The organism is Aedoeadaptatus nemausensis (assembly GCF_903819165.1).
GTDB lineage: Bacteria > Bacillota > Clostridia > Tissierellales > Peptoniphilaceae > Aedoeadaptatus > Aedoeadaptatus nemausensis.
In genome coordinates this window covers 57,844-79,436 of sequence record NZ_CAIJCS010000008.1, presented here as the reverse complement: position 1 = coordinate 79,436, position 21,593 = coordinate 57,844, and the positions used below count along the sequence as shown (strand labels likewise).

Sequence of the window (21,593 nt, the reverse complement as noted above, 5' to 3'; positions counted from 1 at the left end):
AAAATAAAAAGGACCTGTGCACTTTGCCAAAAGGCTCGCACAGGTCTTTTTATTTGATTTTTATTCATTTTCTACCATATACTTTAGGGATTTTTTAAAAAAGATGCCTCCCAGTATGAATAAGACGACGAGGGATGAGATGGCTTTGGATTGGCTGCCCAATGTGTGGGTCAGTGTGGAAACGAGAAAGGTGCCGATGACGGAGGCGCCTTTGCCGAAGATATCGTAGATGCCGAAGTATTCACCGCTCTGTTCAGCCGGTATGAGTCGCATAAAGTGGGAGCGGCTAATGGATTGGATGCCTCCTTGAAACAGGCCCACGGCGATGGCGAGGATCCAAAATTCCGTGAGATTGTCCAGTTGAACGGCAAAGAGGGCGATGGCCGTGTAGGCGGCGATGGATATGGCGATGAGTTTTTGACTCGCCATTCGGCCGGAAAGCTTTGCGAAGACGAGGGACGCCGGGAAGGCGACGATTTGGGTGACCAGGAGGGCGAGGAGAAGCCCCTCGGATTTCAGTCCTAAGGATTCGCCGTAAGCCGTGGCCATATTGATGATCGTGTAGACGCCGTCGATGTAAAAGAAGAAGCTTACGAGGAAAAAGAAGAGGGCTTTGTCTTTGTAAATATGGGCCAGTGTCTTTTTAATGCCTTTGAAATCGACTCGCTCTTCGCTCCTATGGGTCTGTTCGTAGCTCCTCAAGAGAGGGAGAGTGAAAATAAACCACCATGCGCCGTTTAAAATAAAGACGGCGGTCATGATGAAGGTTATGGAGATGCCCGTTTTCGGAAGGAGCATGATCATGGCCAGGGAGATGACAAAGGGGATGCAGCTGCCGATGTAGCCCAGAGCGTAGCCTGTGGCGGAGACGCGATCGGCCCGCTTATGATCGGTCGTATCCACGAGCATGGCGTCGTAAAAGATAAGGGAAATGTTGAATCCCACTTTCGCCACGACGAAGGCGATCAGAAAGCTCTGCCAGGATTTGAAAAAGGGAAAGAGAAGGGAAGCGAAGACGGCGAGGACCACGGAAAAGAGGAAACTTTTCTTCCGCCCTACGGGGCCGTCGGCGAGCCTCCCGAGAAGGGGGCCGGAAACGGAGGTGATCAGCGTAGAGGCGGTGACGGCCATGCCCCAATAGGCGAAGTATTCCGTGCCGGTAACGCCGCTTCCCTCCGTAAGGCTCTTAAAGTAAATAGGGAGGATGGTGGTCACCAACAGAATAAAAGCGGAATTACCAACATCGTAGAGCATCCAGTCCCGTTCTTTCGAAGTAAATAATTTTAACATGGCATTCTCCTTATTGTCCGTTAAAATTCAAGTGGAAAAAGGCGGGGAAGTCTTTTTCATCTCCGTAGATCCCCTCAATAGCATCTCGGGCGATGGAATAGGCGAGTTCCATGCGCTCTTCAAGGGCGGGCGTCGTAATTTGTTCAGCCTCATAGAAGCCGTCGGGATTCATTAACATACCGCCGAATATGCGGAAAAGCCCCATTTGGCGCAGGAGTTCTCTTTTTATTCTATATTCACTTTTGGAATTTACGTGGAAAAAGTTCATGGCGATCCTGAAGGAATAGAGGGATCTGCGAATGTCGTGAATGGAAATATCCGAATAGGGCGCATAGACGGGTAAAATGTCGTCGGCCACGTATTTGGGATGGGGGATGGCTTCGATTTCTGAGAATTCGCCGAAGGTATAGCCCGCTTTTTGAAGGAGATGGCGATCCATTTCCCGTTCCATGGTAATGTGATCGATTTTAAGCGACCGTTCGATTTCGTCGATATACGGATGGAAGGCGATGTCCAGCGAGAAGTGGCAGAGGAGACCCAGGAAATAGGACCATGTAGGGGAGTCGACGGGCTTTTTTTGCAGCCAGGGGCGGTTTAAAAGCAGCAGATGATCGAAGGGGCGTTTGTGAATATAGCTGCCGACCTTATGATTTTTCGAGGTCATATGGTAAAAGAAAATATCCGGGCCCTGATTGCCGATAATAAATTGTTTAGGATATTTTTGAACGACGTTCTGCGCCTCTTTGGGCAGGCGGTTCATCATTTCGCGTGCAAAAAAATAGTGGGTTACATTACTTGCCATAACAACTCCTTTATTCTTTGGTATACTGTAATTCGGAGGTAAACATGAAAAGTTACGAAGATTTTATTAACGAATTGACCGGCGATTATGTGGAAGACTTAAACGCCATTTCCGATGCCGTGCGTGATTTGACGGCGCAGGGAGAGCATGAACTCGCCGATCAACTTTTAAAATACGGACAGGGAATGATCGCCGAGCATAAAGGTAGCGACGGCGATTTCAGAAGTGTGGAAGAAAATAATAAGGATGTCGAGAAGTTTTATACCCTATTAGACGCGATTTTCGCCAAGGTTTTAGACGAAGATTTCGAAGGAGCCGATGAATTTTTAAATCGTATGGAAGAAGAGGTGGATTTTATTTCCGTCTCTCTGGACGCCTTAGAGCAAGGAGAATCTTTCCGTTCCTTCCAATCCATGACAGAAGAAATTCTCTATCGAGTGGAAAATAACGGGGAACGGGTGCCCATATTAGGTCCGGAGACGGAAATTTGGCTCAGTTTAAAGGGCGGCATGGCGCTGGAACTAAAGCATTACGACGACGCGATTTTCTATTTGGAAAGGGCCATCAAAGTCAATCCTATGTCCACTGCCAATCGCTTAGGTCTTTCTAAAGTGTATCGCATGAAAGAGGATATGGCGAGGGCCAAGGAATATAATCGGGAGGCTTTTTTATCGGCCTATCGCGCGGCGGATTTTTCCAACTGCTTCAGCAATGAAGGGTATTTCCTCTACAAGGAAAACAGGCCCGCCCTCGCTCTTTCCTGCAGTATGATCGCCAAGGAATACGACGAGGAGAACGACGAGGCCGACGGTAATTTAATGATCATCGGCAGTCGTTTCCCCGATGTGGAGCCGGCGTCGAAAAAGGAGTTCACCGATTATTTGAAGGAACGCAAAATTACGGGTACCATTAGCGCCGAACGCGCCACGACTTTGGAGCGTCTCGCCGAAAAGGCGGAAGACGAGGGCAATTTCGAGCTCGCCATGGATATTTACATTAATCTGGAGGCCCTTTTCCGCGACGATAAGTATCACGGGAAGCTGCACGAGATCGCCCACATGATGGGCGGTGAGCATGATCACGACCATCATCACGATCACGATTGCGGATGCGGCCATCACGGACACGACCACGATTGTAGCGGACACGATCACGACTGCGGTTGTGGCGACGACGAATGTTCTTGTTAGAAGAATAGACAAAACATCACTCTGAGGGGTGATGTTTTTTGTTTTTACCTTAAACCTCGATCTTTTCCTTAACATCATTTAATTCATATCGTTCCGTGTGGTGTAGAGTACATTTTAAGTCGGTTATTTATCGTGCACACCTTTAACGGGCGAGCCCCTACGGGTGCGCAAGGTGATGTTACGAAAAGTAGGGGCGGGATTTTTTCATAAAAAGAGGGAAGACATTAATGCCTTCCCTCTTTCTTTTATTTTCCGTGTTTTTCTTTAATATATTTGTCGATGCCTTCGGCGGCCTGTTTTCCCGCACCCATGGCGAGAATAACCGTAGCGGCGCCTGTTACGGCGTCGCCGCCGGCGAAGACGTCTTCAACGGAGCTTTGGCCGTCTTCTGTAATGACGATGCCTTGCTTACGATTGGTTTCGATATCGGGATTGGTGGAGGTAATCAGAGGATTGGGATTGGTTCCGAGAGCCATGATCACCGTATCCACTTCCACCTCGTAGGTTTTGCCTTCGATGGGCACCGGGCGGCGGCGTCCCGATTCGTCGGGTTCGCCCAGTTCCATTTGTTGCAGCAACATGCTCTTAACCCAGCCGTCGTCGTCGGCGTGAATTTCGATGGGACTCGTTAAGAAATGGAATTCGATGCCTTCTTCTTTGGCGTGGTGCACTTCTTCCGCCCGTGCGGGGAGTTCTTTTTCCGTGCGGCGGTAGACTACCGTAACGTGGGCACCCAATCGTTTGGCGACGCGGGCGGCGTCCATGGCCACATTGCCTCCGCCGATAACGGCGGTACGCTTGCCGGCAATAATGGGCGTGTCGTAGCCCGCCTCATAGGCGTGCATTAAATTGGTGCGGGTTAAAAATTCGTTGGCGGAGAAGACGCCGTTGAAGTTTTCGCCGGGAATGTTCATAAAGCGGGGGAGACCGGCGCCGGTGCCGAGGAAGATGGCCTCGTAGCCTTCGCCGCGAATGCCGTCTAAACTCATGGTACGGCCGACGATGGTATTGGTTTCAAATTTCACGCCCAGATCTTTCAGTTTTTCAACTTCGCTCGCCACCACTTCGTCGGGGAGGCGGAATTCGGGAATGCCGTAGACCAATACGCCTCCTGCCTGTTGAAGAGATTCGAAGACGGTAACGTCGTATCCCTTTTTCACGAGTTCGCCGGCTACGGTAATACCTGCGGGGCCTGCGCCGACGACGGCGACTTTATGTCCGTTAGGCGATTCTACTTCCATGGTCTGGATATTATTTTCGCGGGCGTAATCGGCTGCGTAACGCTCGAGCTTGCCGATACTTACGGAATCGCCTTTATTGTTTAAGACGCAGTATTTTTCACATTGGCTTTCCTGGGGGCAGACCCGGCCGCATACGGCGGGAAGGGCCGTGTGTTTGGAAAGCTCTTTTGCGGCGTTTTCGGGATCGTCGTTGGCGATGTGGTGAATAAAGGCGGGAATATCTACGGATACGGGGCAACCTGTGCGGCACATAGGCTTTTTGCAATTTAGACAGCGCTTCGCCTCGGCCACGGCTTCTTCGTGATTGTAGCCGTAGCAGACTTCCTCAAAGTTTTTATTTCGTTGATTGGGATCTTGTTCTCTGACAGGAATTCTCGTAAAGCGATCCATTATGCATTCCTCCAAACTTGTTGACCCTTACTTTTTTCCACATTCATGTATTGACGTTGACGCTTCATGGCCAGATCGAAATCGACCTTGTGGCCGTCGAATTCCGGCCCGTGGACGCAGGCAAATTTCGTTTCGCCGTCGATGCTGACGCGGCAAGCACCGCACATGCCCGTTCCGTCGACCATGATCGGGTTTAGGGATACGATGGTGTGGAGATCGTATTTTTCAGTTGTGAGGCAGACGAATTTCATCATAATCATGGGGCCGATGGCGACGCAGGTATCGTATTCTTTACCCTCGTTTTCAATAAGGTCTTCGATTTTTTTGGTGACCATGCCGTCGAATCCGTAGGAACCGTCGTCTGTGCAGACGTAGAGATCGCAATCGAGCTCTTTAAAGTTTTCTTCGTAAATGACGGCCTCTTTGTTTTTAAATCCGATGATGACATCGCAGTGAACGCCTCGTTCACTTAAGTAACGTACCTGAGGGTACACCGGCGCCGCGCCGATGCCGCCGCCGACGAAAAGGAATTTCTTTTCTTTAAGTTCTTCGTCGCTGAGTTCCGTGAAATCCGAGGGGACGCCCAAGGGGCCGACGAAATCTTTCAGCTCGTCGCCTTTATTTTTGGCGGCAAGTTTTTTTGTCGAGGGACCCGATGCCTGAACGACGAGATCCACCCAACCCACTTCGCGATCGAAGTTTGCGATGGTCAGGGGCACCCGTTCCGCCCGTTCATCGGCGATGACGATGACGAACTGGCCCGGCTGAGCCGCCTTCGCCACTCTGGGTGCTTCCACGCGCACCAAGAAGACGTTCGGCGCGAGATTGATTTTTTCCAAGATTTTAAACATAATTTCCTCCCATCCATTCTCTGTGAATCTATTATAATAGATCATAGTTTGAATATCCACGCTTCGGAGGATGGATATGTTTTTCCCAAACCTTGAAGGATGGAAAGATTTAGCGTAAACTGTGATACATTACTAAACTAAAATATACTGAGGAGGGACTATGAATTATTACTCGACTCGCAATCGCGACGAAAAAGTAAGCGCGAAAGAGGCGATTTTTAGAGGACCGGCAGACGACGGCGGTCTCTATGTGCCCGAAACAATTCCCGCTTTTCCCTATGAGGATTTCTTAAATTCAAAATATGAAGAACTGGCAGCTGCGGTTTTAAATGTTTTTTTCGAGGATTTCGATCTCGCTTATTTAAAAGAGAGCGCGGAAAAAGCCTACGCTTCATTTGAGGCGGAAGGTACCGTGGGTTATCACGAGCTGGACGGCATCACCGTGGCGGAACTTTTCCACGGTCCCACGGCGGCATTTAAAGATTTCGCCCTTCAAATGCTTCCTTACTTAATGGCGGGCTCCGCCGAGGGGCGCCGCGTGCGCATTTTAACCGCCACGAGCGGCGACACGGGAAAGGCCGCCCTGGCAGGTTTTCAAGATGTAGAGAACACGGATATCTTCGTCTTTTATCCTGCGGAAGGCGTAAGCACCGTGCAAAAACTTCAGATGACCACCCAAGAGGGGGAAAATGTTCACGTCTTCGGCATTCGCGGCAATTTCGACGATGCTCAACGTACGGTAAAAGCCCTCTTCCGAGACGAAGAGCTTCGTGAAGCGGGAAGGGCGTCGGGAATCGAATTTTCCTCCGCCAATTCGATTAATATCGGTCGGTTAGTTCCTCAAGTGGTTTACTATATTTATTCCTATCTCGAGCTTGTGCGGCGAGGAACTGTGGACATGGGCGAGAAAGTGGACGTGTGCGTGCCCACGGGCAATTTCGGCAATATTTTAGCGGCTATGTATGCCAAGCGCATGGGCGTGCCCTTCGGCGACTTTATCTGCGCCTCCAATAAAAACCACGTGCTGACGGATTTTATTCAAACGGGCATCTATGACACCCATCGCGATTTCTACAAGACCACATCTCCTTCCATGGATATTTTAGTAGCGAGCAATATCGAGCGCTTCCTGCAATTGCTCCTTAAAAACAACGACAAGATTCGTGAAAAAATGGAATCTCTTCAGGAAACCGGTCGCTTCGAAATTCCGGAAGATTTAATTCGCCGTGCCAAGCTGGTGGGCTATTGGTCTACCGACGACGAGGGGGAAGCGCGAATTAAAGAGGTTTTCGAAACGACGGGATATTTAATGGACCCCCACACGGCTGTAGCCTACGACGGCATTAAAAAACACGGTTCGAAACGTCATGTGCTCTTAATGTCTACGGCGAGTCCCTATAAATTTCCGGAGACCGTGGCGGACGCTCTTTCCGTCGAAAAAGGAGAGGACGAGAAGGCTCTGTTGGAATCCATTCGAGAGAAATCCCATATGGACATTCCCAAGGAGCTTTTGGATGTTTTTGAAAAGCCCGTACGTTTTGAAGGTGCCATCGCAATCGACGAGATGGCGCAAGTTGTAAGGGAGGGATTTGATGATTAAAGTACGCGTACCGGCCACGACGGCCAATATGGGTCCGGGTTTCGATGTTATCGGAATGGCTCTGGATTTATACAACACTTTTACTTTTTCTATGGACGGCGAAAACGTAGATCGAGGTTCTATGATTTATGAAGCGGCGAAAGTGGTCTTCGATCGCGCCGGAGAATCCATGGAAAAGTTTAATTACAGTGTCGAGGCGGACATTCCCATCGCTCGGGGACTGGGAAGCAGCGCCACCTGTATTGTCGGCGGTATGCTCGGCGCCAACGCTCTTTTAGGTGATCCTTTCACCGAGGAAGAAATTTTAAAAATGGCTTCGGATTTCGAAGGTCACCCCGATAATATTGCCCCCGCCCTTTTAGGGGGCTGCGTTATCAGCATCGGCACGGAAGAGAAGGTTCTCTACCGCAAAATGGCGGGAAGCCGCGCCATTTCCACTATCGCCGCCTTCCCGGACTTCGATCTGTCCACCGCCGAGGCTCGCGCCGTGCTTCCGAAGGCATTGGGCTATGCCGATGCCGTGGCCAATATCGGCCGCATGGCTTTTCTCGTTCACGGTCTTGAATCCGGCGATGTGGAATCTATTTTCCTGGGTCTCGAAGATCGCATTCACGAGCCCTATCGTTCGGAATTGATTCACGGATACGACACCATGAAGACCATCGAGGAAGCTTATTCGGGGAAGATGGTGATCAGCGGCGCCGGTCCGACCCTTCTTTTCGTCACGGAATACGGAGATAATTTAGAAGAGATTAAGGCTGCTTGGGAAAAAATTTCCGAGCCACTGGACGCTACCTGGGATATTCGAATTTTACACACCACCGATGAAGGTGCGGAAGTGATCAAAGCATAAAGGAAAGGAACTCGCAAGGGTTCCTTTTTTAATTGCTCAGTTACGAATGTATAAAATTTTCAAAAGTGGGAGGCAAAATTTTTCAGTCGTGTTACAATAATGAAATACATAAATTTATTATTGATGACATACGAATTATTGCGTGGAATGCATTAGTAAGGATTGTTTATGAGAAAATCCAATCAAATTTTAAAACGGGACATTAACAGATTGCGCCGCAACATGGCCGCTATTCTCGTCATTTTAGGCATTTGCCTTCTGCCGTCTTTGTACGCCTGGTTTAATATCGGCGCCAATAAAAATCCATACGGAAATTTGCAGGGGGTTAAGATCGCCGTTACGAATTTAGATCGCCCGACTACATTCGACGGACGAGAAATTTTTGTAGGCGATGAAATTATAAAAAACTTAAAACAGAACGATCAAATGGGCTGGTCTTTCGTCGATGAAAATGAAGCTGTCGAGGGTCTAAAGCGGGGAGATTTTTATGCCGCCATTATCATTCCCGAGGACTTTTCCCAATCTTTCGTTTCCATCGTGAAAGGGGAAGGGATTCGCTTTCCGGAGCTGGATTATTATGTCAACGAAAAGCTGAACGCCATCGCCCCGAAAATTACATCCAGCGGACTGGACGCCCTTGAAACCCAGATCAACAGTAATTTTGTGGCCATGACATCGGAGGTTTTGGCTCAGGAACTAAAGAAAAGCTCCGGCGAATTAGTGGAGATTGAAGAGGAGAAGCGAAAAGACGCCCTGGATTCTTTAATGAATGTGGAGAGCAATCTCCTTTCTTATCACGAAAGTTTGAAGACCATGGACGATAAACTGGTGCGCATGGAGGGGCTGACGAAAGATGTGCGGCGGCAGGTGGGTTCCATGAAGGGAATCGTGAAAAAAGGGCAGCTGACCCTTGCCGATTCCAAGGCCCTTCTCGACGAGACCCGCCGAGAGAGCGAAAAAATCATCCGCGCCTACGACGATTTAATGAACGATATGGAGCGCATGAATGTCCTCGCGGGAAATTACTCCGGGAAGAAATACCAATCTCTCGACAAGGACTTAAGCCTGGCAGTGCGGGAAAGTGATGCGGCCCTCAACGGATTTCAGCGCGTCAACACATTGAGCGGCGAGATCTTAAGAGAGTTTGAATGTATTGATCCCGTCCCTGAGGAGATGAAGCCTTTAAACCTCTCGGGTCAGTGGCGAAATATTCACGATCGCAACGAGAAAATCCTCTCCACTCTCGAGTCGCAAAACAAAACAGTGGAGGATTCATTAAATGCTTTGGAGAGAAGCTACAATCAAATGAGCGATATCTTAGACGAATCGTCGAAGAATCACCGAAAGACTCGGGATGAATTTCGCACCGCCGTGCCGCCTATGCTGATGCAAAACATGGATTTATTAAATCAGGTACACGGCCGCTTTTCGTCCACCCTATCCACCATGCCCTTGCTCCTCGACGAGTTCGACAAGGTATTGGGAGAGATGGAATCTTTAATCGACGACTCTCGGAAGACCATCGACACGAGCCTTACCAGCTTGGATCGGGCGGAAAACACTGTGGAAACTCTCCGCGTCGATCTTTCCCAATTGGCCCGGGGTCCTCTTTATAAAAAAATAAAGGAAATTCCGGCCATGGATTCCGAAAAGTTCTCCGCCTTTATGGGCGAGCCCGTACACATGGAGGAACACGCCAATTATAAGAGCGACAATTACGGTAGCGCCATGACGCCGTTTTTCACCAATCTCGCCCTCTGGGTCGGTGGCATGATTTTAATCTCCATTTTAAAAATCGATGTGGACCGAGACGAGGAGATTCCGGAATTCACCTTTGCCGAAGGCTATATGGGGCGCTTTAAACTTTTCGCTCTGCTGGGTCTTGTGCAAGCTTTTATCGTAAGCGTAGGGGATCTCGTGATCTTAAAAGTGCAGTGCGAAAACCCTGCGCTTTTCGTGGCGACGGCTCTCCTTTCCTCTCTCGCTTATGTATCCATTATTTTTTCTCTGACGGGGACCTTTCGAAATATCGGCAAGGCCATAGCGGTTATCGTCTTGATTTTGCAAATTCCCGGCGCATCGGGGACCTATCCTATCGAAATGATGGCGCCCTTTTTCCAATCCATTTATCCTTTCTTGCCGTTCCACTACGGAATCGACGGTTTGCGGGAAACTATGATGGGAATCTATTGGCCTCATTTTGTGAAGGATTGGTTGATTTTAATCAGTTACATCCCCTTGTCCTTTTTGCTGGGCCTATGCGGACCGAAGGTATTGAGCAACTTGAGCCGTACTTTCGACGGGCGATTGGCAGAAAGTGAACTGATTCACGCCGACTTTCCTCACGACGAAGAAACGGCTGACGGAAATCTGATGGTGACACTTCTTCGAGGGGATGAGGCGACGCTTTCGAAGATTCGTTTCAAACAGGATCATTTTTTCGAAACGTATAAAAAACGAAAATTTTACGCTTTCATGGCGCTTTTTGTTATACCCTCCATCTGTTTGGTTTTGTTATTTAATATGGAGACGAAAATTCGCTATTTGGTCACGTGGGTAGTATCCATTATTGCCTTCGCCACTTATCTTATTTGGCTCGAGCTCCGATACGACCGCTACGAAAATGAGAAAAAACTCATGGGCCTTTCCGAAGAGGAACTGCTGAAACACATTAGAAGGAACGATCATGAAAATGATTTGGAATCACATTAAAGAAGATTTTTCCAGGATCAAATCCAACAGCATCGTCTTGGTTGTTATTCTGGGAATCAGTTTAATTCCCTGCCTTTACGCCTGGTTCAATATTGCCGCCTCATGGGATCCTTACGAGGAGACCAAGGGGATACGCATCGCTGTGGTAAATGATGACGAGGGCTACACCCCTTCTTTAATTAAAACCCATATCACTATCGGCGATAAGATTAAATTAAACCTCGGCGTCAACGAGCAAATGGACTGGATCTTTACGGAGCGGGACGATGCCATAGAGGGGGTAAGGAGCGGAAAGTATTACGCCGCCATCGTTATTCCGCCGGATTTCAGCGAGAAGATGTTTTCATTCACCACATCCGAAGCGGAAGCGCCCTCACTTCACTATTATGTCAATGAAAAGAAAAACGCCATCGCCCCGAAGGTAACGGGGAAGGGCGCCGGCGCCGTAACGGAAACGGTGCGGAATACCTTTACCGAAACTTTATACGCCACATCCTTCGAAAGCCTTATGGCTCTGTCCGACGAGACGAAGAGTGTAGGTGACGGGGAAATGTGGCAAGCCCTTCAGGAGCAGCTGAAGAAAAGTTCCGATGCCTTGGCCGTACAGGAATCGACGCTCCGTTCCTTCCAAAGTTTGGCTCGCTCCTCGGGAGATGTACTGGAAACCGGCGAAGGTTTTATGGATCTTTCGGCGCGGACGGTAAAAGACGGCATGAGCAATATGGAGGCGAATAAAAAAGATCTTCAGACCATGGGCAAGTCTTTGGAGTCTTTAAACCGCAGCGCGGAAAAAGCTCTGGATAAGAATCTGAACTATATGAACGCCTTGAGCGGAAATGTGGAGGAGCTCTTTAATGAAGGAGAAAAGAGCAGGGAGGCGACGCGCGCAAACGGCGAGGCCATGGTGGCCACTCTGGAAAAGGATATAGAGGATAAAAAAGAGATCGGAGAAAAAATCAACCGCTTAAACTGCAAGCTTCCCATTCCCCTCAGGGGGCTCGAGAGGGCGGAGGACAAGATCCTTCGAAGCGTAGAATATGAAGAAATGATGGTAAGTTCTCTGAAGCGCGTCGTCGCAAAAGGCGAAAAATCCGACGAAAAAGTTCGGAAAGCCCGCAGTGAATTTATAGAGTATCGAGACAAGAATGTGGCCAATTTAAAATCACTTCGTCGCGATTTTTCCGAGAACATCCTCGACCGTTTCGATGTGGTGGAAAGAGATTTCGATTCCGTTCGCGGCTCCATGGACGATCTTTGGAGTGATGCAGACGGTTCCGTGGATTCAGTGCGCGCCCTTTCCGCCGACATACAAAAAGATCTCGGAAAGCTTTCCGCCGCTATGGACGAGTCCGTCGCCCTTTTAAACGGCGCCAAGGCACGAGTGGACGATCTCTACGATCGCACGGTGGCTCAGAGGGTGTGGAAAAATTAAATCTCTTCCTAAAACAGGATACGGAAGATTTGAGCCGCTTCCTCTCCGGGCCCGTAGGCACCAACACCCATCGGCTCTATCCGGTGGAAAATTACGGTTCCGCTATGGCGGCTTTTTATACCACTCTTTCTCTCTGGGTCGGGGCGGTCATTCAGGTGGCGCTTATAAATGTATCGACGCCGAAATCTTATACGGAAAAATATGGTGCGTTTAAGCCCCACGAAACCTATTTCGGAAGGCTCGCATTGTTTATCGCCATTTCCCTGATTCAAAGCACCTTTATCACCCTCGGAAATTTATATTTTCTCGGCGTGCAATGTCTCCATCCGGGATATTTCCTATTGGCTTCGTGGGTCGCCGGTATGGTCTTTACGATCCTGATCTACACCTTGACCATTTCCTTCGGCGACATCGGCAAGGCGATTTGCGTCGTGCTCATGGTCATTCAGGTAGCGGGATCCGGAGGGACTTTTCCCATCGACGTGGCCCCCTCTTTCTTCAGAAATCTATACGTCTATTTGCCCTTCGTTCACAGTATGAACGCCATGAAGGAAACTATCGCCGGATTTTACGGCAATATCTATTTTAAAGAGCTTATGATCCTGCAAGTATATGTTGCGGCGTCTCTTTTGCTGGGACTCGTCCTTCGAAAGCCCTTAATGCATTTAAACGAAGTTTTCGAAGAAAAATTGGAAGATACGAAATTAATGTAACAAAAAAAGCCTTCCGTCGGAAAACCGGCGGAGGGCTTCTTTTAGTTTTCGGCCACTTCTTTTTGAATGCGATAGAGGAAAGCTTCCATCACGTGAGCCATTCGGTCGTGGGAAACATTGGCCTGTACGCGGTAAAGATTTCCCGTGCCGTCTAATTGGCTGTCGGTGATCTCATCCATGATTTTCTTCAGATCCACATTTAAATCGGCGCTTCGAATAACGTGGATTTGAGCGTCGCTGCCGTTGGGGATGCCGTAAATCTGAACGGTCTTCGGCTTTTTCTGAATGGCGGATGTAAGTTGTTTAAAGTTTTTAAAATTAATATTTTCCAGGGTCAGGTAAATATAACCCACTCCGTCGATAGAACGGCGTCTCGCCATAAATTCCTGAACCTGCTCCAGACCCAATTGAGATTCCAGAGACTCGATGGTCTTCTTCTGATCGTCGATTTTTCCCTGAAGTTTCTTAACGCCTTGCCAAATTTCTTTCGGCGTGTGGACATTTAAGTACATGGAAAGATTCTTCGTAAGGTAGCGGTGGCTGCGGTAATCGTCCAGGGCCGCTTTTCCCGTGACGAAGTTTAGCTTGAGTCCTTCTTCTGTTTTTTCTACGGACTTCACGGCAAAAAGTGCCAATTCTCCGGTCTGTTTCAGTACGGGACCGTAGCTTTTACTTTCGCCTACAGTGGGAATTTCAACCGATCCCGAATGGTCTTGAATCGGCAAATTAGATTCGATAAGATGATTTACAAAGTTCTCTATTTTTTCCAGCGTCATAAAGCCGATGTCGTCCGTATCCATAAGGACGAAACACTCTTCCGCCGTCTCCGCATCGAGAATCGGGCGATTGAGCAATTTGTCTACGGCGGCAATAAGTAAAATGCGGGCGATATTGTCCTGCATATGTTGCAAACGGCGGGGCCAATCGATGGAAAGTTCCTTTTCCTGCCCGCTGTCGGCGGTTTCCGCCTTGCACTGAATGTGGCCGTCGTCGGTTACGCTGTATTCGACAGCTTGTTTATCGATAAAAAGGGCATCTCCCGCAGAATATTTTTCGATGGGCGGTGCCACAATACTGTCTTCCAGTAAAAAATAATGGTAGCCTTTGCTTTTTACGGTGTCGGGAACCGTGATGTTCATCGTCTTGCGATAAGGTTCCGATAAATATAGAGCCATAAACGCCTCCTTTGACTGTTTATGTTATTTTATCATATCTGAAGAAATTACGAGAGTAGGTGTCCATGAAACAACTGTGGTTATGTTTGAGCCTCGCAGTGGCGAGCGGCGCATTTTTCGCCGGACGAATCCCCTTAGTGTACGGGGTCGCTTTTTGTGCGGTCATTTTTCTTCTCGTCCTATGGAAGACCGGTATACGAAGAAGTGGCGTCGTCCTTCTGGCTCTCTTCACCTTTGTTACCTGCACCTACCATTATCAATTAAAAGATAGGGGAGGAGAGGTGGAATTTATCGGCATCGTAAAAGAAACGGGGGAAAATAGTTACGATCTTTCCGTGCCTTATTTTAAAACCGTGCGCGTCCTTTCGAGTAAAAAGCCGGCGGTAGGTTCCCGCGTAGGAATAAAGGGGAATGTGATCGAGCCGGAGCGGCCTCGAAACCCGGGCGTATTTGACGGGTTTCATTACGAACTCTCCCATAGAATTTATAAATCCGTGGGGCCCTTGCAGGAAGAGGTGAGGGAAAGTACTTCTCTTTTAAGTCGGGGTTACAAATTAAGGGAAAGCTTCCAAAATTACGGAAGAAAGACTATGAACCGTTATTTTCCGGATCGGGAAGCGGGTCTCTTATCCGCTATGATTTACGGAACCGATTCCGATCGGGATTCTTTCGAAGATTTAAATGCGCTGAATTTAATTCACATCTTATCGATTTCGGGGCTACATATCGGTCTTATCGTTATATTGCTCAAAAAGCTGACGAAATTATTAACCCTCCCCATTACATGGTCAAAGATCGCCGTCCACTTATCCATGTTTTTCTACTTATTTTTAACGGGCTTTCCCGTAGGAGGCATGCGGGTGTTTTTCACTCTCCTTTTCACCGACTGGGGAAAGACTTTGGGTTTACCTGTGGATCCGAAATATGCATTTTCCTTCAGCGGCTTTATCTTTCTTCTCGCTAATCCCTTCTACATCTATCACTACGGATTTTTATTCAGCTTCCTCTCCGTCTTCGCCATTCTATTTTTCTATCCGAAAGTACGGTACATGGCACAGAGCAAGGGGAGGCGGGCGGAGGGAATTCTGCTTTCGGCGACGATTACGCTCGCCATCGTGCCTCTTTTAAGCCGTATTTACGGAAAATTTTCACTTATGAGTATTTTTGCCAATGTGCTCGTCCTGCCCTTGGCATCCCTCTTACTTTACGGCGGCGTCGCCGTGAGTTTATGTCACCTGTTTTTTCCTGCCGTTGCCGGAGGAATTTCCCTTTTGCTCGAAATGGTACTGACTCTTTTCAATACTGTCACCGAGTTTTTTGCAGGTATAAACGCAAGCGTACCCTTGCCGAGCTTTAATGTTTACGATGGCTTCCTCTATATTGCCGTGCTCATCATAGGTTTTTACTTTCCATACAGATGCTTGTCCAAGAAGAGCGGCTACTTTTTAATGGCTTACACCCTATTAAGTACTTTTGCGGCTTTATTATGTTTTAAAGCTCCCGCCGACGATCTTCACATTACCCAGCTCTATGTGGGGCAAGGGGACTGTGCCCTCGTAGAGTTTCGCGACTTAAAGGCCCTGATCGATACGGGAGGAAGCGGCTTCGGAAAAGACCCAACGGCGTTTTATATCGTGCCTTATTTGAGGGAGCGAAATATCCGCGCTCTGGATGCGGTCTTTCTCTCCCATTATGACGTGGACCATGTGGGCGGTATTTTCACCATTTCAAAAGAGATCCCTATAGGAAGTATTTACGGACCCGAGGCTTCGGGAGAAGAAGATAAAGCGATGCGGGATAAAATCGAGGAGGAAGTGGGAAGTGTGCGTTCCGTCGAGGGAACTTTTCCCCTAAGAGGAGGGGACATAAAGATATATCCGCCTCTCGGGAAAGAGGGCAATGCCCTTTCCATGGTTATGGAGCTTTCTTCCAAAGGTGCTCACGCATTGTATTTGGGGGATCTTCCGGCAGCGGAAGAAAAAATCCTCGTGGGATTAGAGCCGAAATCGACGGTTTTAAAATTGGCACACCACGGCTCCAAGACTTCGAGCTCCGACGAAATACTGGAAGCCGTCCGTCCCAAGTTGGCACTTATTTCCGCCGGCGCGAGAAATCGTTACGGTCATCCCCACAAAGAAGTATTGGATCGCTTAAAGAAAAATAAGATCCCCTACCTGCAGACGAAAGACGGCGCCATTCGCCTGGCGTTTCGCGACGGAAAAATAAAAGTATCCGTTTATGACGAACAGGCTAAGAGCCGCGGCGACGCTATCTTTTTTATTTGGAACATGATATTCTTATTTGCGTCAGCATGGATGCTTGCGAACTATTTAAAAGAAAGAAAGACAATATGGAACCAATGGATTTCGGCGGCGCCTATTTACTCCACGGGCCGGAAAAATACGGCATGGAGCAGAAGCGGCGTCAAATAGAACAACAGTATATCGCTCCCGAGATGCGGGATTTAAATTACGATGTGGCTTCGGAAGATGTAGGGGAGATTTTAGCCAAGGCGAACACCCTGCCCTTTATGTCGGAAAAGCGCATGGTGATCGTAAAGGACGCGGGCCTTTTAAGTGGCGACGGAAAACTGGATTATTTTTTAGAAGAAGTCTTTTCTATTCCCGAGTCCACTATTCTTCTTTTAATGGAGACGGAAACGGCGATCAAGAAAAATCAGAAGCTCTATACCCGCTTTAAAAAAGCCGGGAGGCTTGTAGAAATGGAGCGGCTCACGGGAAGGGCCCTGCGTTCGTACTTGGCGGGCTATCTCGGCAAGATGAATCGTCGCATTAAGCCCGAAGTGTTGGAGCATTTTATTCGCCTTTCCGGCTACGGCGATCGTCGCTACGAGGGAGATCTGGAGTCCCTAATAACGACTTTGGATCAAATCGCCAGTATTTCCGGCGAAGAAGTAAGTGCGGAGGCCGTGGATACTTTCCTCGATCCCTTCCAGACGGAGACTATTTTCGATCTCCTCGACGCCATTGCAAAAAAAAGAGCGCGGGATGTGATCAGGCTCTTGAGAGAATTCGACGCCAAGGAAGAGCCGGCTCCGAGGATTCTCTATATGATCGGCAGGCAGACGCGAAATCTTTTGTTTTATAAGACCATGAAAAAGATCTACTCCCGGGACGGAGATATTTTCAAATTTATGGGCGTCAAGCCTTATGAGGGCAAAAAAATAGCCGCACAAAGCGGACTGTATAGAGAGGAGACCCTGGAGCATCATTATGAACTCCTACTCGAGGCGGAACTCGCCATGAAATCCACATCGGTAAGCGACAGGGAAGTATTGGAGACCTTGGTGCTTCAAATGATCGCAGGGCAATAAAAAAACTGAAAACATGCGTTTTCAGTTTTTTATTTATTTTGCATTATTTAATTTCTTGTTTAAGCGGCTTAATCGGCGTGAAGCAGCATTTTTATGAATAACGTTTTTCGACGCAGCTTTCTTTAAAGTTTTGTCGACGTCTTGGAGAAGTTCTCTCGCTTCATCAATATTGCCCTTATCGAGCGCGGTTTCAAACTTGCGGATCGTAGTCTTAACATTTGTTTTGACGGCTTTATTGCGCAAGGTTTCTTTTTTGGTCGTGCCGATACGTTTAATCGCGGATTTAATATTTGCCATGGTTCACCTCCGATTATAATTTTATCCCTTGGGATACCTTAACTTGTAGAATTCTATCACAGACCCGTAGAATTTGCAAGAATCTAAGGGAAGTGTGTGAGAAACTTCCTTTTGTGGTAAAATGAATTGCTAAGCGAAGAAAGGGGATAGATTTTGAAATCAAAAGAAAAGTCGTCGAATATGGCGATTGAAGTTATAAAATTAGTCGCCACCGCTGTGGTGCTCGCCGTTTTAATTCGTCATTTTATTTTTAATACGACCATGGTCATCGGTCAGAGCATGGAGCCGACTCTTCATCAAAATGAACGCATGATCTGCCTGGTCTTTCCCAAGTATTTCTCCGATCCGGAGCGGGGAGACATCGTGATTATCGATGCGCCGGACGGATCGGGCAAGGAGTATGTTAAGCGGGTTATTGGGACCCCGGGAGATCAGGTGGCCATTCAATCGGGAGAAGTTTATGTCAACGGCGTCCATATTGAAGAAGACTACATCCATCCGGGTGTCGAAACCGGTACTTATCAGGGCGACGAGTGGACACTCGGGCCCGACGAATTTTTCGTCATGGGAGATAATCGCAACGAGGGCATGTCCATCGACAGCCGTTATTTCGGTCCCGTAGAAAAGGAACATATTCGCTCGCGAGCGGCGCTCCGTTATTTTCCTTTCTCAAAATTTACAGTATTCCACGGACAGAATGAATAAGGAGGAACAATGAGCAATCGTCAACAGAACATTCGCAATTTCTCAATTATTGCCCATATCGACCACGGTAAGAGTACCTTGGCCGATCGCCTCATCGAAAAGACGGGTATGCTCACGGAACGGGAAATGAATGCGCAAGTTCTCGATTCCATGGCCCTTGAAAAGGAACGGGGCATTACCATTAAATTAAAAGCCGTTCGCCTGGTTCACGAGCGCGACGGCGAAGAATATATTTTAAACCTTATCGATACTCCGGGCCACGTGGACTTTAATTACGAAGTTTCCCGATCCTTGGCGGCCTGCGAAGGTGCACTCCTGGTCGTGGATTCTACCCAAGGTGTTGAGGCACAGACTCTCGCCAATGTTTACCTGGCACTGGATCAGGATTTGGAACTCGTACCCATTCTCAATAAAATCGACCTTCCCTCGTCCCGCGCCGACGAGGTGAAAAAAGAAATTGAAGATATTATCGGCCTGGATACGGAAGAAGCCCCTCTTATCAGTGCGAAAAACGGCATCGGCATCGAAGATGTTTTAGACGCCATTATCGAGCAGGTTCCCGCGCCGAGTGGCGACGAGAAGGCTCCACTGAAGGCTCTTATTTTCGACTCCATCTACGACAGTTACCGCGGCGTCGTTTGCTATGTGCGTATCGTCGACGGCAAAGTAAAGGCCGGAGACAAGATTAAAATGTGGGCAACCGGTAAGGAATTTGAAGTAGTGGAAGTGGGCGTCAATGCCAACGGCACTATCCCCTTGGCGGAACTCAGCGCAGGGGATGTAGGCTATATTACGGCGAGCATTAAAAATGTAAAAGAGGCTCGTGTCGGGGATACAATTTACGATCCTAAAAATCCTCCGGCGGAACCTCTTCCCGGCTACAAAAAAGTCGTGCCCATGGTCTACTCCGGTATTTATCCTGCGGAAGGCGAATCCTACACCGATGTGCGGGACGCTCTTGAGAAGCTGCAGGTTAACGATGCGGCCCTCGTATTTGATGCGGAAACTTCCGTGGCCCTGGGCTTCGGTTTCCGTTGCGGCTTCTTAGGCCTGCTCCATATGGAAATTATTCAGGAACGTTTGGAGCGGGAATTTGATCTGGATATTATTACGACGGCACCATCTGTTATTTACCGCGTACACACTTTAGAAGGGGAGATGTTGGAGATTCAAAACCCGACCAATCTTCCCGATCCCACCACCATCGATTATATGGAAGAACCTTTCGTAAAAGCGGAGATCATGTCGCCTACGGATTATGTAGGAACGGTTATGGAACTTTGCCAAGAGCGGAGAGGCCGTTTCATTAATATGGATTATCTGGAAGAGACGCGTGTCAATATTGTTTACGAACTTCCATTAAACGAAGTTATTTACGATTTCTTCGACGCGCTGAAATCCAAGACGAGGGGATACGCATCCTACGATTACGAGCTTATCGGTTACGAAGAGGGCGATCTCGTGAAAATGGACGTGCTCATCAATAGCGAACTGGTCGATGCCTTCTCCCTTATCGTACACCGCGAAAAAGCTTACGAGCGGGGAAGAAAAATTTGCGAACGTCTTACCGACGTTATCCCGCGCCATCAATTTGCCGTGCCCATTCAAGCGGCCATCGGCTCGAAGATTATCGCCCGGGAAACAATTCGCGCCCTTCGCAAAGACGTACTTGCGAAGTGTTACGGCGGCGATATTTCGAGAAAGCGGAAGCTCCTTGAAAAACAAAAAGAAGGTAAAAAGCGTATGCGCAATATCGGCAGCGTAGAAGTGCCTCAAGAGGCCTTCCTCGCCGTATTGAAATACGACGAAGATTAAGAGAGCGGATCCGGGAGGGTCCGTTTTTTTGGAGGAAAAAATGAACCGATCTCTTGCTATTTATATTCACGTGCCTTTTTGCGAGAAAAAGTGCGGCTATTGCGATTTTTATTCCTTTTTGCCCAAAAGCGAGGAGGTCATGGACGACTATGTGGATAATTTATTGCGGGAATGGGAGCTTTACGAGGGTGAACTTCGGGGGCAGGAAATAAGCTCCCTGTTCCTCGGCGGCGGAACCCCTTCCATGCTCGGAACGGAAAGATTACTCAGAATTTTAACCCGAGTCGCACCCTATGTGGAAAAAAGCGGCGAGATTACCCTGGAGTGTAATCCCGAAAGCGTGGTGGCGTTGAACATTGAAAAGCTAATGGCGGCGGGAGTCAATCGCTTCAGCATGGGGATTCAAAGCGGAAGCGATCGCCTCCTAACCATAATGGGTCGAATTCACAATGTCGATGAGGGAATAAAAGCCTTTCGCCATTTAAGAGAAGGCGGCGCGAAAAACATTAATCTGGATTTTATTTCGTCTGTCCCTACAGAATCAGACGAAGATATTGAAAAGAGTATTTCTCTTATAAATCAGTTGAACCCGGAGCACGTCAGCGTGTACAGCTTGATCTTGGAAGAGGGCACTCCCTTCTTTACGCGCTACGGCCATATGCCTGAAAACGATACGGAAGATCGGCGCCACGTTCACCGCTACGAAAAAATGCTCGGCGCCATGGGTTATGAACAGTACGAGCTCTCCAACTTCTCCAAGCCGGGCTATAAGTGTCGACACAATCTCCACTACTGGGAATTGGGCCGCTATATCGGTTTGGGTCCGACTGCCAGCGGTTTTCTTCGCCATACTCGCCACACCAATATGGCGAGTTTAGGAGAATACATTTCTTCCATTGAGGAAGGTAAAAAACCCGTCGCTTACTCTGAGGAGCTGTCACCCCTCGATCGTGACAATGAGTTCATGATGCTCGGAATTCGACTGAACGAGGGAATTAATTTAAACGAAAAGCTCCCTTCCGGTATCCCCTTTAAAGATCGCTACGGAATTGGTATCGAACGCAATGTGGAGAGCGGACTTTTAAAAATCTGCAAACATCATATCGTACTGACGGAACGGGGAAGGGATCTTTCCAATCAGGTGGAAGTGGATCTCTTTCAATTAGAAGAGGAATAAAATAATTGCATCATTT

The 21,593-nt window shown here is 48.3% G+C and carries 17 protein-coding genes; 11 read left to right on the top strand and 6 right to left on the bottom strand.

The window, feature by feature from the left end:
* Positions 1 to 60 precede the first annotated feature (60 nt).
* Together PEPTYR26121_RS00595 and PEPTYR26121_RS00590 are read right to left on the bottom strand one after the other, a co-directional pair.
* Positions 61 to 1,290, bottom strand: coding sequence for an MFS transporter (locus PEPTYR26121_RS00595; protein ID WP_180498201.1), 1,230 nt, complete (start codon positions 1,288 to 1,290; stop codon positions 61 to 63).
* Positions 1,291 to 1,300: 10 nt separating this feature from the next.
* A complete protein-coding gene (locus PEPTYR26121_RS00590) occupies positions 1,301 to 2,092 on the bottom strand; it encodes a zinc dependent phospholipase C family protein (protein WP_180498200.1) in 792 nt (263 codons plus the stop codon).
* 44 nt (positions 2,093 to 2,136) lie between these two features.
* On the opposite strand from PEPTYR26121_RS00590, the gene PEPTYR26121_RS00585 reads away from it, so the two are divergent.
* The gene (locus PEPTYR26121_RS00585; RefSeq protein ID WP_180498198.1) at positions 2,137 to 3,282 is read left to right on the top strand and encodes a hypothetical protein; all 1,146 of its coding nucleotides are present in this window, start codon (positions 2,137 to 2,139) and stop codon (positions 3,280 to 3,282) included.
* Between the two features lie 245 nt (positions 3,283 to 3,527).
* On the opposite strand, the gene gltA is transcribed toward PEPTYR26121_RS00585, so the two are convergent.
* Complete coding sequence (gltA, locus tag PEPTYR26121_RS09245; RefSeq protein WP_343045202.1) at positions 3,528 to 4,913, bottom strand: NADPH-dependent glutamate synthase; 1,386 nt, start codon at positions 4,911 to 4,913, stop codon at positions 3,528 to 3,530.
* Entirely contained in the window at positions 4,913 to 5,764 is an 852-nt protein-coding gene (locus PEPTYR26121_RS09240; RefSeq protein WP_343045201.1) for a sulfide/dihydroorotate dehydrogenase-like FAD/NAD-binding protein, read from the bottom strand. Before PEPTYR26121_RS09240 ends, gltA begins: the two co-directional genes overlap by 1 nt.
* 160 nt (positions 5,765 to 5,924) lie before the next feature.
* On the opposite strand from PEPTYR26121_RS09240, the gene thrC reads away from it, so the two are divergent.
* From thrC to PEPTYR26121_RS00555, 5 genes are all read left to right on the top strand, one after another.
* On the top strand, positions 5,925 to 7,364 hold the full coding sequence (gene thrC, locus PEPTYR26121_RS00575; protein ID WP_180498196.1) for a threonine synthase: 1,440 nt from the start codon (positions 5,925 to 5,927) through the stop codon (positions 7,362 to 7,364).
* A complete protein-coding gene (thrB, locus tag PEPTYR26121_RS00570; protein WP_180498194.1) occupies positions 7,357 to 8,217 on the top strand; it encodes a homoserine kinase in 861 nt (286 codons plus the stop codon). Before thrC ends, thrB begins: the two co-directional genes overlap by 8 nt.
* 168 nt (positions 8,218 to 8,385) lie before the next feature.
* Positions 8,386 to 10,929 carry a YhgE/Pip domain-containing protein gene (locus PEPTYR26121_RS00565; RefSeq protein WP_180498192.1) on the top strand — a complete coding sequence of 848 codons (2,544 nt, stop codon included), beginning with the start codon at positions 8,386 to 8,388 and terminating at the stop codon, positions 10,927 to 10,929.
* Entirely contained in the window at positions 10,904 to 12,361 is a 1,458-nt protein-coding gene (locus PEPTYR26121_RS00560; RefSeq protein ID WP_180498190.1) for a YhgE/Pip domain-containing protein, read from the top strand. Before PEPTYR26121_RS00565 ends, PEPTYR26121_RS00560 begins: the two co-directional genes overlap by 26 nt.
* Positions 12,349 to 13,074, top strand: a complete 726-nt coding sequence (locus tag PEPTYR26121_RS00555) for a YhgE/Pip family protein (protein WP_180498188.1) — start codon at positions 12,349 to 12,351, stop codon at positions 13,072 to 13,074. Before PEPTYR26121_RS00560 ends, PEPTYR26121_RS00555 begins: the two co-directional genes overlap by 13 nt.
* 41 nt (positions 13,075 to 13,115) lie before the next feature.
* On the opposite strand, the gene PEPTYR26121_RS00550 is transcribed toward PEPTYR26121_RS00555, so the two are convergent.
* Complete coding sequence (locus tag PEPTYR26121_RS00550) at positions 13,116 to 14,249, bottom strand: alanyl-tRNA editing protein (RefSeq protein ID WP_180498186.1); 1,134 nt, start codon at positions 14,247 to 14,249, stop codon at positions 13,116 to 13,118.
* A gap of 65 nt (positions 14,250 to 14,314) precedes the next feature.
* On the opposite strand from PEPTYR26121_RS00550, the gene PEPTYR26121_RS00545 reads away from it, so the two are divergent.
* A complete protein-coding gene (locus PEPTYR26121_RS00545; protein WP_180498184.1) occupies positions 14,315 to 16,681 on the top strand; it encodes a DNA internalization-related competence protein ComEC/Rec2 in 2,367 nt (788 codons plus the stop codon).
* Positions 16,600 to 17,583, top strand: a complete 984-nt coding sequence (gene holA, locus PEPTYR26121_RS00540; protein WP_180498182.1) for a DNA polymerase III subunit delta — start codon at positions 16,600 to 16,602, stop codon at positions 17,581 to 17,583. The genes PEPTYR26121_RS00545 and holA overlap by 82 nt, the downstream gene beginning before the upstream one ends.
* Before the next feature lie 33 nt (positions 17,584 to 17,616).
* Here holA and rpsT read toward each other — a convergent pair whose 3' ends face one another.
* Entirely contained in the window at positions 17,617 to 17,880 is a 264-nt protein-coding gene (gene rpsT / locus PEPTYR26121_RS00535) for a 30S ribosomal protein S20 (RefSeq protein WP_180498181.1), read from the bottom strand.
* A gap of 153 nt (positions 17,881 to 18,033) precedes the next feature.
* Here rpsT and lepB point away from each other — a divergent pair, with 153 nt between their 5' ends.
* Genes lepB through hemW form a run of 3 tightly spaced genes read left to right on the top strand, consistent with a single transcriptional unit; the run spans position 18,034 to position 21,577 of the window.
* Positions 18,034 to 18,585, top strand: coding sequence for a signal peptidase I (lepB, locus tag PEPTYR26121_RS00530; RefSeq protein WP_246285858.1), 552 nt, complete (start codon positions 18,034 to 18,036; stop codon positions 18,583 to 18,585).
* 9 nt (positions 18,586 to 18,594) lie between these two features.
* The gene (gene lepA, locus PEPTYR26121_RS00525; RefSeq protein WP_180498179.1) at positions 18,595 to 20,400 is read left to right on the top strand and encodes a translation elongation factor 4; all 1,806 of its coding nucleotides are present in this window, start codon (positions 18,595 to 18,597) and stop codon (positions 20,398 to 20,400) included.
* A 40-nt stretch (positions 20,401 to 20,440) separates the two neighbouring features.
* On the top strand, positions 20,441 to 21,577 hold the full coding sequence (hemW, locus tag PEPTYR26121_RS00520) for a radical SAM family heme chaperone HemW (protein WP_180498177.1): 1,137 nt from the start codon (positions 20,441 to 20,443) through the stop codon (positions 21,575 to 21,577).
* Positions 21,578 to 21,593: the final 16 nt, after the last annotated feature.